Raw genomic sequence first — 13,365 nt, forward strand, 5'->3', positions numbered from 1 at the left:
AAAGATGGCAACAGTTATCAGATTGCAAAGACACGGTCGCAAGGGTTACCCTGTATACAAGATTGTAGTGACCGACAAGCGTGCCCCTCGTGATGGCCGCTTCGTAGAGATTTTGGGGACTTATAACCCTAATACCCACCCAGCAACTATCGACCTGAAGTTCGATAGAGCACTCTATTGGGTGAACGTGGGTGCCACCCCATCCGATACCGCACGCAGCATCCTGTCACGCGAAGGTGTGATGATGATGAAGCACCTACAAGGCGGTGTGAAGAAGGGTGTATTTTCAGAGGAAGAGGCTCAGAAGCGCTTTGAGGCGTGGAAGCAAGGCAAGAACTCTGAGGTAGCTCAGATCAAGAGCAAGGACGAGGCAGCTAAGCGTGAAGCAGCTAAGAAAGCACTAGAGGCTGAGCGTGAGGTGAATAAGGCTCGTGAGGCAGCTCTAGCTGAGAAGAAAGCCGAGGAGGAGAAGGCAAAGGCAGAAGCTGAAGCAGCTGCAAAGGCTGAGGCAGAGGCTGCTACCGAAGCTGAGGCTCCAGCAGAGGAGGCTCCCGCTACTGAAGAGTAAGCGACGTCGCCTAGCATACAAAAAGGGGTGGTGCAACCAACAGTTGCACCACCCCTTTATATTTAAGCAGCTCGCCTACGTGAGATGCACTCTACAGACATAAGCATTAAATAGATCATTTGAATATGTTAGCCTAACTATTCTCTTCAGGGGTTACGCATTAGAAAGAGTCTTACCATAAATGACCTCCTCGCGGAGGTCCTTACTCATAGACACCTAAAAACCATACGGCAAGAACTTTCTAATGCGTAACCCCTGCTATTCTCTCTGATATTTAGGACAATTTGAAATCTTTTGGTTACATTTGCAAAGAATATAAGATGTTAACGGTGCCATAACCCTATCCTTAGGGCGATTGGTGAAAAGGGAACTAGGTGCAAATCCTAGACAGTACCCGCTGCTGTAAGCTCCAAATAGCTTAGTTAATCTATCAAAATACCACTTAGAGCATAGTGTCTCTTGGGAAGGTGTGCGAAAGTTGGAGTAAGTCAGAAGACCTGCCGATAACTGCTTTAATGGCTTCCGAGGCACTGAAGCATTAGAGATAGAGGGATACTTATTAAGCTTACAATGTTGCATTGGCAACGGCTAATTCTAGAGAAACAAAAACATAATTAACTCCTAAACTCTAGTCAACCTGCTACTCTATTACATCTCCGCACGAAAGCCATTTGACACTGAATAAATGTATTCAGCGATCGCCATACCAATGGAGGCTGCTGATTATAAGAAACTTAGAATAGATGTAATGAGTATGAGAACAAAGAAAGTCTGGCTATTTCTAGCACTGGTGGGCCTCTTATTCTCGGGTTGCTATCGATACGATGATTGTGACCTATGGGGAGAGATTGCAAATATCAAGAAGGAGATTGCCCAAACAAAAGCTGACATCTCTACCCTGCAAAAGGTGGTGAAGGCTCAGCAAGAGAAAAAGACCATTGATGAGATCAATGAGATTGATGGCGGCTATGAAATCAAATTCAACGACGGAACAAAAGTCACCATCAAAAATGGCTTAGATGCCCCTGAACTTGGGATCCAAGAGGAAGAGGGCATCTATTACTGGACACTTGGTGGTAAAGACCAATGGCTCAAAGATAAGAATGGCAATAAAATTCCTGTTGCTGGAAAAGACGGAAAGGATGGAGTAGATGGTCAAGATGGTCACTCACCTGTTATAGGGGTGGATAAAGATGGTTACTGGACCCTAGATGGCGAAAGGATCAAGAACGATCAGGGTAAGGAGGTACAAGCTGTGGGAAAAGATGGCGACTCCTTTTTCCAATCTGTCCGAAATGAAAGCAATGCAGTGGTATTTGTCCTTGCCAATGGGGAGGAGATTACTATCCCAAAAACAGGATTTGAGATATTTGCCTTTGAGAAGCCTGAAGGAGAGTACCACTATCACGTATTCAAATTCAATGAAGCAAGGAATATTAAGCTGACCGCTGAGGATATAGCTACTATTGAGGAGATTAAGGTACCAGAAGGGTGGAGCCTCCAAGTCAATGCCCAAAAGAAAATGGTTCGCATCAAAGCTCCAAAGCAAACACCAGGGCAATCATACAATGGTGGAATCATCACCCTGATGGGGCTAGGAAGAAATGGAGCTACCTACCTTGCTTCAGTTGAGGTGATTGCATCGATTGACTATACAGATCCTGCAGGCACCTTTGTAGTATGCGAAGGGAATATGACCACCGTCAATGGTACCATAGTCTATTACGACAAGAATAATAATGAGTATCTCAATATCTTTGAGAATGCCAATAACCATTTGGAGATAGGCAATGTGGTCCAAGACATGTATATGGCAAATGGCAAGATCTATCTCATCACACAAAATGGTGACCGCATGAATGGTGCTGGACGCTTTGTGGTGTGTGATGCCCGTACTATGAAGATGGAGTATGCCGATTCGTTTGTATTCAAATCTCCTAAGGGAGAAGGCACATGGCCACAGCACATAGTGATCTGCAATGATTCTCTTGGATATGTACAATGGTCCGATAGCAATATGGAGCAGACCTCTGGTATCATCAAGATTATCTATAAGAATAGGAAACTAAAGATAGATAAGACCGTAGAGGGAACCTTTGGAAAGTTTACCACAGAGGGGGCTATCAAAACCCGTCTCGTCTTCTCTCGCGGAAAAGTTTACGCTGCCTGTGGACACGGGATGGTTATCATTGATCCTAAAACTAACTCTATCAGCAAGCGTCTAGAGTACAAGGGGCGTCAGGCGAAAGGTATCGTAAAGGGAGTTAATGGACATATATTTGTGCCCTTCGCGGGTGAGTTTAAGGGAAATCAGCAGTGGAATACAGAGTTTACCTCCGATCCAATCATTGTGGAGATGGATCATGAAGGGACAGTAATCCAAGAGCATAAGATGCCAAATACTGTAGTCTTCCCTGTGGCTACCTGGAGTCCAGCAATTGGCATTTGTGCTAGCTTTACTAAGCCACATCTCTACTTTGTGGATGTTGCGGACTTCAACGCTTCTACAGCATCACGATACAATTATGAGACAAAGAAGCTCGACCTCCATTATGTGCCAGCGTTCAAGGAAGGCTACTCTTTCTATAATATTTATGGAATTATGGGAGTGCATCCTACCACTGGGCATCTTTGGGTAGGTAGAACGGCAGCGTATGTTGACTCTGATATCTTTGAGTATGATGTGACGGTTGATCCTATCAAACAACTGAATAAATATCACTACCCTACCCAAAGGGGTGCAAGTACGGCAGGTATTGACTTCGCTTATAGGTTTAGTGATGAGTTTATCAATAAATAACTTGATTTTATATTGAAATATTGTGTGCAGACTAAAGTAGGAATAATTCCTCTAGTCTGCACACCTATCTTTTTCTATACTTAGTATGTTAAAGTTGATAGAAGCAACTAAAACTTTAAGGGTAGTGATATTAACGATCACTTTGCTATGCTTCACAACCCTCTCGGCGTGGGCACAGCTCGATAGCGTGTATCTACTACCCGACCTTACCGTAACGGCACAGCAACACCGAGAGGTGATTCCAGGGTTGAAGCTTGAAGGCAAACAGCTACAGAAATTGAGTAGCATATCAATTGCTGATGCCGTAAGGTATTTCTCAGGAATACAGATTAAGGATTATGGCGGACTAGGCGGCTTGAAAACGGTAGATGTGCGAGGCATGGGTACCAATCATCTCGGCGTGTTTTACAATGGGATCAAGCTTGGAAATGCACAAAATGGGCAAATTGACCTAGGTAAGTTTTCACTAGACAATGTGGAAGCGGTAAGCCTTTATAATGGGCAGAAGAGCGATCTCTTTCAGCCAGCTCAGCACTTCGCTTCAGCCTCCTCCATTTATATTGAAACTAGGCAGCCGACTTTCAGTAAAGGTAAGCGTACCAACCTTCGGGCACATCTTCGTGCCGGCTCCTTTGCCACGGTGATTCCATCAGTCTTGGTAGAGCAAAAGCTCCCCAATGACTTTGCCCTGAGTGCCAATGTGGAGTTTGTCTCCTCTAGTGGTAAATACCCATTTAGGTATAAGCGAGTATTTGAGGATGGCACCATTGCCTATGATACCGTGGCAGTTCGGCAGAATGGAGATATCACTGCACTTAGGGCCGAGTTGGCTCTTTTTAAGAAAATGGAGGAGGGTAAATGGGACATACAAGGGTACTACTACCACTCTAAAAGAGGATTGCCTGGCCCCATTATTCGAAATGTATTTCAGCACGGACAACGGCTCGAAGACCAAAACTTCTTCTTCCAAGGGAAGCTGACTAAAAAGGTGAATGAGTGGTATAGCATACAGGCTCAAGCAAAGTATGCCAATGACTACACCCGTTATCTTGATGAAGAGTGGACCAGCCCTCTATATGTGGATAATAAATATGAGCAGCACGAAGTTTATGCCACCATAGCTCAAGAGTTTATTGCTACCAAGTGGCTAAGATTTGGGCTCTCAACAGATGCTAGATACAACACATTGAATGCCAATCTTGTCAACTTTTCATACCCCAAGCGTCTGACTCTTATGGGAGTAGTTTCTGGTGAGGTAAGCTTTCCATGGATTACCTTTCAGGCAGCTTTGTTGGGCACTATGGTGCGTGAGAGTGTAGAGCGCAATGTTGGGGCACCACCCAAGAATGTGCTGACCCCCTCTTTCTTCTTATCTCTCAAGCCATTCAAAGAGGTGGATCTAAAGGTCCATACCTTTTACAAAAATATATTTAGGATGCCCACCTTTAACGACCTCTACTATACCTTTATTGGGAATGCTGTGCTCCGACCAGAGTATGCTGAGCAGTACGACTTCGGCATAAGCTACCGATGGCGACCCAAGGGCTCATCGGTCGTGAAGTACGCTGATGCTCGTGTGGAGAGCTACTTCAATAAGATTAAGGATAAGATTGTAGCCGTACCCGCTGGTAATATGTTCCGATGGACCATGCTCAATCTAGGCAAAGTAGATATATTCGGGACCGAAGCCAACCTAGACCTCGCTGTGGAGCCTATTGAGCAGCTAGTCACTACACTTCGGCTAAGCTACACGTATGAGAAGGCTCTTGATGTGACAAGCCCCAAAGCTAAGAACTACCGACACCAGATAGTCTATATCCCTGAGCATAGTGGGTCGGTTATCGCTGGAGCAGAGTACAAATCGTGGGGGCTCAACTACAGCTTTATCTACACAGGTAAGCGGTATAATGCTAAATACAATGATGAAAATAGCCGTATGCTCCCATGGTATACGCACGATATCTCGCTTCGAAAAGACTTCCTTTTCGGGAAGAAGCACCTGCTGAGGATCAATCTAGATGTGAACAACCTCCTTAACCAGCACTACGACGTTGTGATCAACTACCCTATGCCAGGGCGTAATTACAAGCTAACTCTTACTTACCAATTATGAGAATGAATTATAAACCCCTCAGTGTCGTTGTAGGGATACTACTCCTATTAGTGGTAGGATGTAGAGGAGAGTATGAGATTATCCACTCTCTATCCCATGAGACCAATGTGGGGGAAGAAAACTTAGGCCAGCTAAAAGGTTTCTACCTACTCAATGAAGGTAATATGGGTAGCAATAAGTCTACCCTTGACTACTTTGATTTCGCGACAGGGACCTATCACAGAAATATCTATGCCGAGACCAATCCGACGATGGTTAAAGAGCTCGGAGATGTCGGCAATGACATCGGTATCTATGGCTCAAAACTCTATGCCGTGATCAATGTCTCTAACTTTATCGAGGTGATGGATGCCTATACGGCAAAGCACTTAGGAGTTGTCAAGATACCCAACGTCCGCTATATAAAGTTTCACGATGGCAAGGCATACGCTTCGGCCTATGTGGCACCCGTTGAGTTCAATCAAAATGCAAGGGTGGGAATGGTCTGCGAAATTGACACCGCCACCCTTGAAGTGACACGGCAGTGCAATGTGGGCTACCAGCCTGAGGAGCTGGTAATCACAAATGGCAAGATCTACGTCGCCAACTCTGGAGGCTATATGTTTCCTAATTATGACAATACCATTTCGGTTATTGACCTAGAGACTTTTGAAGTAGTCAATACCATTGAGGTGGCGATCAATCTACACCGTCTCCGTCTTACGCCCTACAACGAGTTGATCTGTACCAGCAGAGGAGATTACTACTATGTGCCCTCTCGGACATTCTTTGTTGACCTAGATACAGAGGAAGTGACAGATACCCTTGATCTAGCTGTGACCAATTTGGACATCAGTGGCGAGCTAGCCTATATCTACTCGGTAGAATGGAGCTACCTCACCAATACCAATACCATCACCTATGGTATTTTTGATGTAAAAACCCACGAGGTGGTGAGCCGCAACTTTATCAAAGATGGCACCGACGAAGACATTACCATCCCTTATGGCGTAAAGGTAAACCCCGTGAATGGAGATATCTACGTTACCGATGCTATTGACTATGTAACGCCGGGCACCTTGCGCTGCTATAGCAAGTTTGGCCGACTCAAATGGAAGGTCGACACAGGCGACATCCCAGGCCATTTCGCCTTCCTCTACGAACAACGTAAAAAAGATAACACAACTAACGAATAATAACAACTCAAGAAATGAAGAGAATTAAGTACATTCTGAGCTTTCTCTTGCTAGCATCGCTCATATTACCGAGCTGCCGCAAGATTGAAAAAGTGCTTCCACCAATAGTAAGGTTGGAGCAGGCTAACTACCAAACCAAGCCAGACAGACTTATCAAGATTGCTCCTACCTTTGAGAATATTGAGGAGGATGCGGTATATGCTTGGCGTGAAGAGGGAAGGATATTGGGCACAGAGCCCACCCTTGTCTTTAGCTCCAATGAGCTAGGCACGCACCACCTCACCCTTACGGTTACCACACCTAGCGGTACAGCAAAAGCCAATGCCAAGGTGGAGGTGGTTGAGTTTCAGCTCCCCATTATCTCTATAGAAGGGGGTGGAGAGCCGATTGTAGAGGTGGGTGAGAAGTACGAACTTACCCCTATCATTGATAACAAGGAGGGGCTAAAGCTCACCTGGATCAGAGATAATCAAGTGGTCTCGGAGGATATGACCTATACCTTTACTGAGACCAAACCTGGCGTCTCATTTGTTACCCTCAAAGCAGTCAATGAAGATGGAGAGGATGAGTATCTGATTCGCCTTACTGTAGTCAATGAGATTCCTGTTGAGGTCAGCTTCGACAATGATATTCGTGCCGCCACAGTGGGCCGAACCATTCGTATCCCAGCGAATGTTCCATCCTCTAAAAATATGACTTTTGAATGGTACGTAGATGGCAAGAAGGTAGAGGGTGAGCAGGGCTCTATCCTCACATATGAGGCGACGAAGACGGGCAATCATCAAGTCAAGGTTATTGGCAAAAAGGGAGATAAGAAGGGTGAAGCCTCACTCACTCTTCAAGTCGTGGAGTCCAACCAATACTACCGCCCATTCGTAGAGGGCACCAGCAAGCGTGATGTAGTAAAGGTATTTGAATTCCTACCGGCACCAGGGCAGTTCGTCAATGAAGGATACATTGCCAATACGATGGAAGAGGCTTGCCAATATGCCCAAAGTCGCATTGAGAGTAATGCCTATGTATCGCTTGGCGGATTTGGCGGCTACATTATTGTAGGGTTTGACCACAGCATTAAAAATACAGGGGATTACGACTTCGCCATTATGGGCAATTCCTTTAAGGGTAGCTCGGAGCCAGGAATCGTCTGGGTGATGCAAGATGAAAATGGTGATGGTCTCCCTAATGACACTTGGTACGAACTGAAAGGTAGCGAAACGGGCAAGCCCGAAACCATACAAGATTATGAGATCACCTACTACCGCCCAACTCAGAAAAAAGCCAATACTATGTGGACGGATAATAGAGGCAACCGTGGGTCAGTTGATTGGCTTGGATTCCATCAGCAAGACTTCTACTACCCTCTTTGGGTAAAGAACGACACCTACATGTTGAGGGGTACCTGCTTGGCAAGTCGGACGTTTGATCAAAGTGGGCAAGGAACCTACTGGGTAAATCAAGAGTTCGACTGGGGTTATGCCGATAACTTCAGCCCTATTGATAGGCTAACAGATGATGATAACTACTTCGCTGCACCAAATGCCAATCACTTCAAGATCAGCCATGCCATTGACCACAAGTTGCAGCCAGTAAATCTAAAGTATATCGACTTTGTTAAGGTCCAGACTGGGCTCAACATTTCGGCAGGGTGGTTGGGCGAAAACTCTACCGAGGTATTTAAGTTCATTGATGTTTACAAGGAGAAATAATAAAGTATGAAATCAATTAAAATACAGTCTTTACTCCTCGTGCTACTTTTGCTTTCAGCAACAGGATGCAAAGAGAAGATAGAGACCCCCTTCTCAGGGAATGATAATAGACTACTAGAGCTATCTCTCACCGATAGCAAGGGCCATAAGTATACCGCCTCTCTTATTGATGAGAATGTTTTCCAGATAGAGGTCCCCTCTGATGCCGACCTCTCAAGTGCCAAAGTTGCTTATCGCATAAGCGACCAGGCACAAATCTTACCAAAGCCAACGGAGGTCGACAATTGGAATAACGACCAAGCTTTCCAGGTTCGCTCTTACTCTGGGGAGCACCGTACTTATCTTGTCAAGATAGCCAGATCCTTTACAGAGGCTCCAAACAGCGTCAAGCTAGTGACAGATGATGATGTTAAAGCTTTTGTGGCAAAGGGGGTAAGACACGTAGAGGGGCATCTGATCATTGGAGCCACCACTGGTACGGACTCTATTAGCAATATTGATGCACTGACCACGCTCGAAAAGGTGGATTATAATATCATCATCAATCCTACCTACAAAGGGAAAGACCTCTCCGGACTACGAAATGTCAAGGAGGTTGGAAGCATCTTCCTGCAAAGCGATAAACTACAGAATGGTACCTTCCGACACCTGAAAAAGGTATATGGCGATATTGTCATTTCAGGAGCATCTCTGAATGAAGTCGCCTTCCCCGAATTAATCGCTCTTGATGGTCAATTGAAAGCCACCAAGGCAATGGTAAGGGAGCTCTCCCTCCCCAGTGTAGAGGAGATCGGGTCAATCCAACTTGAAGAGTGTAGTCAGCTAAGCACGCTTACTGCACGCCAGCTTAAAAAGATCAATGGTGATTGGATGCTTAAAAACCTCGCCAAATTATCCACAGTCACCACGCCAAAGCTTGAGGTGATCAGTGGCAATTTGAAGTTCGAGACACTCAAAGTGCTCGGAGTATTGAGTCTCAATAAGCTACAGTCCATTGCTGATATTGAGATGAGTGGTGTGGCTATCAGTCAATTCTATTTGAGTGAGCTCAAAGAGTGTGGCAAGCTATCTATTAATGCTACCTCCCTCTCTGCCCTCATTGCACCGCATCTAGAGAGCATTCACGGTGACTTCATACTCAATGGGTGTGGGCTCTCCGATCTCAATCAGTTTGGGGTAAAGACGATTGATGGCAAGCTTGAGTTTACAAATCTCTCAAAGCTACAAGATATAACCGCCTTTGCCAATCAATTGAAGAAAGTAGCGAGTGTATCACTAGTCGATATCAATGCTGGTGGCGTTTGGGACTTTAGTAATACAGGCATTGAGGGAATCATGCTAGAGCGGTGCCGAAATGTAGAGGATCTTATCCTTCCTAAGGTGATGAAGAAAGTGGAGATAAAAGGTGACGCCATGATGCAAGTGAAGCAACTACTCAAGATGAGTGGAGTGGAAGAGGTATCAGAAAACTTTAAGGTGTCCAACTATCACCTAGCAGAGCCACAAGAGGTTCAGATAATGCTCACGAAAGCAGGAGATATCACAATGGACTGCTCGAATATGCTTTCCCTTAACTTCCCACTATTGGAAGAGGCTAAGAAAATAGATTATAACTACAGTTCATCAGCATTCGATGGAAGGAATAAGGAGATTCAAGCTCAATGTGCTATGAAAAAACTAGTGGCACCAAAACTACAATCAGTAGAGAAGATGAGCTTTAACCTACACGACTTGGAGATGCTAGATATGCCACAGCTCAAGACCATTAGTGTCGAGCTAGTGATCCAATGCTATTGGCCTAAAAATGCCAATAATGTACTGACTAACCTCAACGGTTTATCTGCACTCGAAAAGGTGCGTTACGTTAAGTTTAATAACCTCAAGGCGTTCAAAGACTACTCATTCCTTAAGAGAGCAGTAGCCAATGGCTCTATTACATACTTATACGCCAACAACACATACTATCAGCCAAGCTTGTATGACTTACAAGATGGAAAATTTATTAAGGATTAGCACAAGATTATGACACATAATAAACCAACCATACTATTGATGGGATTGCTCCTCTTTTTTAGCACTCTTACAGGGTGTAAAAAAGTAGATCCCTTTAGCGGAGAAGATAATTTCTTCCTCTCCTTTCAGCTGACAGCACCAGATGGTGAAGCCTATAAAGGTAGCGTACAAGGTGATGAGATAACGGTCAGAATCCCCTCCAATGTCGCCCGTACATCGCTCACAGCGAAATACAACCTCAGCGACTTGGCATCTGTTTCGCCCAAGCCCGAAGAGGTAAAAGGGTGGATGGAGTCTCAGACCTTTACCGTCACTTCTTATAGTGGTGCCACACGTACCTACACCGTAAAGGTGCAGTCTACCGACGTAGCTCTTAATAGCGCCATTCACCTAACAACCGATGAGGAGGTGGCACAGTTCTTAACCCAAGGGGTGGATATCATCAATGGAAATTTGATCCTTGGATCAGAAAACGCCGAAGATAGCATCCACTCACTCGAGGGGCTTGCTAAGCTCAAAGAAGTTAGATACAAACTCATCCTGCACAGCAATGTAGTAGCCGACCTATCACCCCTCAAAGGACTAGAGCGCATCGGTTCTCTACAATTCATGGGTAATAATGATAGCATCAAGGTTATTGACCTTCCGAATGTTAAGTCAATCCCCAATGGATTTCAGATCAATTGTGATTCGCTAAAAAGCATCTCTATGCCAATGCTCGAGGAGATGGGGACGGTATCCATTGAGGCTGAAAATCTAACCGATTTCCAGATCCCTAGCGTCAAAGGTCTATTTGGCAACGTCTCAATCAAGGCAAGTCAATTAAAAGCTTTGGACTTCCCTGAGCTTATGGTAGCACAGAATATTCACCTCAATAAATCAAGTTACTCAAAACCTCTTGAGCTGACTTCCTTTTCAATGCCTAAGCTAGAAACGGTTGAATCCATAAAGCTCGAAGAAGCTGAGGCGCTAGAAGCATTCAGCCTCCCAGCTTTGAAGAAGGCTGATAAGATAGATATATCTATGCTTAAGTCTTTGACCACATTCGATCTATCTAGTCTTAAAGAGGTTGAGGAGATAAAGTTTGAAAGCGATTGGCGAGGTGATATGAGCAATAAGCTCATCAAAGAGCTAGCTTTCCCAAAGCTCGAAAGGGTAAAGACCATACAATTTGAGCGTGACCCATTCAAGGCACTAGAGAGCTTGCTATTCCCGGAGCTTACGGAAGTAGACAAACTTTACATCCCTGATAACCTAACCAAGTACGAAGCTCCAAAGCTAGAGAAAGTAAATACCCTTTTGTACGTAAGTGGCTATCTACCAAGTGTTTTTGATCATATCAAGAGCATTCCTAGACTAGAGATCGACCTTACCGATGATGAGAATAGGGTAGTGGATCTGATAGACCTCAGCCATGTTCAATCTATTGAAAACGTAACCATCAGCCCATATACCATTGGGAAAATAATCTTTCCTGAAACTATTAGCGGGGATGTAGTGATTAGCTACAATGGCCGACCTGTGACCAAGGCACCCATCATGGAAGGGCTAAAGGAGTGCCAAAGCTTTATGCTTGAATTGGCTCACGATATGGAGGAGGTGGAGTTGCCTGCGACCCTTGAAAAAATATCAAAGGGTCTCAAACTAACTAGCAACTTCAAGAAAGTCACAGCCAAGGGATTAAAAGAAATAGGTGAAAACCTAGACTTAGGAGGTGCCGCTACTGAGTACCTAGATATGCCTGCTCTGGAAAAAGTGGGAGGAGATCTAGACCTTCAGACTAAATACTTCAAGGATGCTAACCTCCCTAAACTAACAGAGGTAGGAGCCATAAAATTTGGTGGCCGTGGCTACTGGGAGCAAAATGAGAGCCTGACACATCTAAACTTCCTATCACACCTTCAGAAAGTCAAGAGGGTGGAGATAGCGTACTGCACTGTGCTAATGGATTATTCGGGTCTCAAGCAGTTGGTAGAGAATGGTCAGATTAATGAATCCAACTGGACCAGCAGCAAAGTCAATAATAACCTCTATAACCCAACTTACCAAGACCTTAAAGCAGGTCGATACAAGCTTCAATAATTAAGGAAACACTTAATGATCTATTAATGACGACTCTCCTCCATTTACCCTTCTGGATAAATGGAGGAGAGTTCTTTTATTTGGTCAGTTGACTGATTAGGAGTTGATAGAGGACATCCCCGAAGCTGTAGAGCTTTTGCAATCCTTGGTTGGGAGGGTGATCTTGCTGGCACCAGAGGCCTCTAGCCATGCAGTGTCGGCAGTGGCACGCTTACCCTTAAAGCTAGATGCACCAGAGACCTCAATCTTGGCCTCCTTTACACGCCCCTTGTACTCCATAGAGCTAGCTCCAGAGAGATCTACAGATAGCTTACCTGTGATATCGCCATCTACCTCAATATCCGAAGCCCCAGAGGCATCAACAATGAGCTGCTGGATAGAGCCATCAAAGTCGAACTCGCTAGCACCCGATAGGATCACACTCATCGACTTTAGTGAGCCCTGAGCCTCAAAGCTACTTGCCCCCGAAAGGTCTACCTTGCGGATATTCAGAGCGTGGCTCTGCTTGATATCTACCTCACTAGCACCCGAAGCACTTACCTCCTCTAGCTTGGTCACATCGGTTACATAGAGCTTCACCTCGATATCATCTTCCCCAAAGTTGAACCATCTACGGCGAGACTTCTTCTCACGGGATAGAGTGAGCTTGCCATTTTCAAAGGTGTACTTAAAAGTACCGCCCTTGCCCTCCTCCACCACTACCATCTCATTTTTGGTAGAAGGGATAATCTTCACCTCAATAGAGTGGCTCACCTGTAGCCTCGTAGGGCTATCATTGAGCGAGATAGTCATAGGGGTTTGTGCCTGAGCACTTAGTGCCATGGCACCAATTAGCATCAGTGCTATTACAGATAATCTTCTAACTATTGTCTTCATACTTATAATTCTTCTTTTTAATGATTAGTGAA

General features: G+C 44.9%; 8 protein-coding genes and 1 riboswitch. Of the genes, 7 read left to right on the forward strand and 1 reads right to left on the reverse strand.

Annotated features, from left to right (window positions below; genetic code table 11):
- Window positions 1-4: 4 nt before the first annotated feature.
- The 7 genes from A3GK_RS0102085 to A3GK_RS0102115 all read left to right on the forward strand — a co-directional run bounded on the left by A3GK_RS0102085 (window position 5) and on the right by A3GK_RS0102115 (window position 12,457).
- Window positions 5-568 (forward strand): 30S ribosomal protein S16, encoded by a 564-nt coding sequence (locus A3GK_RS0102085; protein ID WP_018027877.1) that lies wholly within the window; start codon window positions 5-7, stop codon window positions 566-568.
- A gap of 310 nt (window positions 569-878) precedes the next feature.
- Window positions 879-1,087, forward strand: a riboswitch (cobalamin riboswitch).
- Window positions 1,088-1,322: 235 nt separating this feature from the next.
- Window positions 1,323-3,368: a DUF5074 domain-containing protein gene (locus A3GK_RS10930; protein ID WP_162138128.1), complete on the forward strand. Its 2,046-nt coding sequence runs from the start codon at window positions 1,323-1,325 to the stop codon at window positions 3,366-3,368.
- Window positions 3,369-3,453: 85 nt separating this feature from the next.
- Window positions 3,454-5,481 carry a TonB-dependent receptor gene (locus A3GK_RS0102095; RefSeq protein WP_018027879.1) on the forward strand — a complete coding sequence of 676 codons (2,028 nt, stop codon included), beginning with the start codon at window positions 3,454-3,456 and terminating at the stop codon, window positions 5,479-5,481.
- 2 nt (window positions 5,482-5,483) lie between these two features.
- Entirely contained in the window at window positions 5,484-6,656 is a 1,173-nt protein-coding gene (locus A3GK_RS0102100; RefSeq protein ID WP_155799408.1) for a YncE family protein, read from the forward strand.
- Between the two features lie 14 nt (window positions 6,657-6,670).
- On the forward strand, window positions 6,671-8,362 hold the full coding sequence (locus A3GK_RS0102105) for a PKD-like domain-containing protein (RefSeq protein WP_018027881.1): 1,692 nt from the start codon (window positions 6,671-6,673) through the stop codon (window positions 8,360-8,362).
- 6 nt (window positions 8,363-8,368) lie between these two features.
- A complete protein-coding gene (locus tag A3GK_RS0102110) occupies window positions 8,369-10,375 on the forward strand; it encodes a hypothetical protein (RefSeq protein WP_018027882.1) in 2,007 nt (668 codons plus the stop codon).
- A gap of 9 nt (window positions 10,376-10,384) precedes the next feature.
- Window positions 10,385-12,457: a leucine-rich repeat protein gene (locus A3GK_RS0102115; protein ID WP_081605303.1), complete on the forward strand. Its 2,073-nt coding sequence runs from the start codon at window positions 10,385-10,387 to the stop codon at window positions 12,455-12,457.
- Between the two features lie 96 nt (window positions 12,458-12,553).
- Here the strand turns inward: A3GK_RS0102115 and A3GK_RS10935 are convergent, their stop codons facing one another.
- On the reverse strand, window positions 12,554-13,333 hold the full coding sequence (locus tag A3GK_RS10935) for a GIN domain-containing protein (protein ID WP_081605304.1): 780 nt from the start codon (window positions 13,331-13,333) through the stop codon (window positions 12,554-12,556).
- Window positions 13,334-13,365: the final 32 nt, after the last annotated feature.

This window comes from Porphyromonas somerae DSM 23386 (assembly GCF_000372405.1).
GTDB classification, from domain to species: domain Bacteria; phylum Bacteroidota; class Bacteroidia; order Bacteroidales; family Porphyromonadaceae; genus Porphyromonas_A; species Porphyromonas_A somerae.

Bases quoted from the DNA above. Each gene is read 5' to 3' on its own strand.
- A3GK_RS0102085 (WP_018027877.1), top strand. From the start codon at position 5: ATGGCAACAGTTATCAGATTGCAAAGACACGGTCGCAAGGGTTACCCT.
- A3GK_RS10930 (WP_162138128.1), top strand. From the start codon at position 1,323: ATGAGAACAAAGAAAGTCTGGCTATTTCTAGCACTGGTGGGCCTCTTA.
- A3GK_RS0102095 (WP_018027879.1), top strand. From the start codon at position 3,454: ATGTTAAAGTTGATAGAAGCAACTAAAACTTTAAGGGTAGTGATATTA.
- A3GK_RS0102100 (WP_155799408.1), top strand. From the start codon at position 5,484: ATGAATTATAAACCCCTCAGTGTCGTTGTAGGGATACTACTCCTATTA.
- A3GK_RS0102105 (WP_018027881.1), top strand. From the start codon at position 6,671: ATGAAGAGAATTAAGTACATTCTGAGCTTTCTCTTGCTAGCATCGCTC.
- A3GK_RS0102110 (WP_018027882.1), top strand. From the start codon at position 8,369: ATGAAATCAATTAAAATACAGTCTTTACTCCTCGTGCTACTTTTGCTT.
- A3GK_RS0102115 (WP_081605303.1), top strand. From the start codon at position 10,385: ATGACACATAATAAACCAACCATACTATTGATGGGATTGCTCCTCTTT.
- A3GK_RS10935 (WP_081605304.1), bottom strand. From the start codon at position 13,333: ATGAAGACAATAGTTAGAAGATTATCTGTAATAGCACTGATGCTAATT.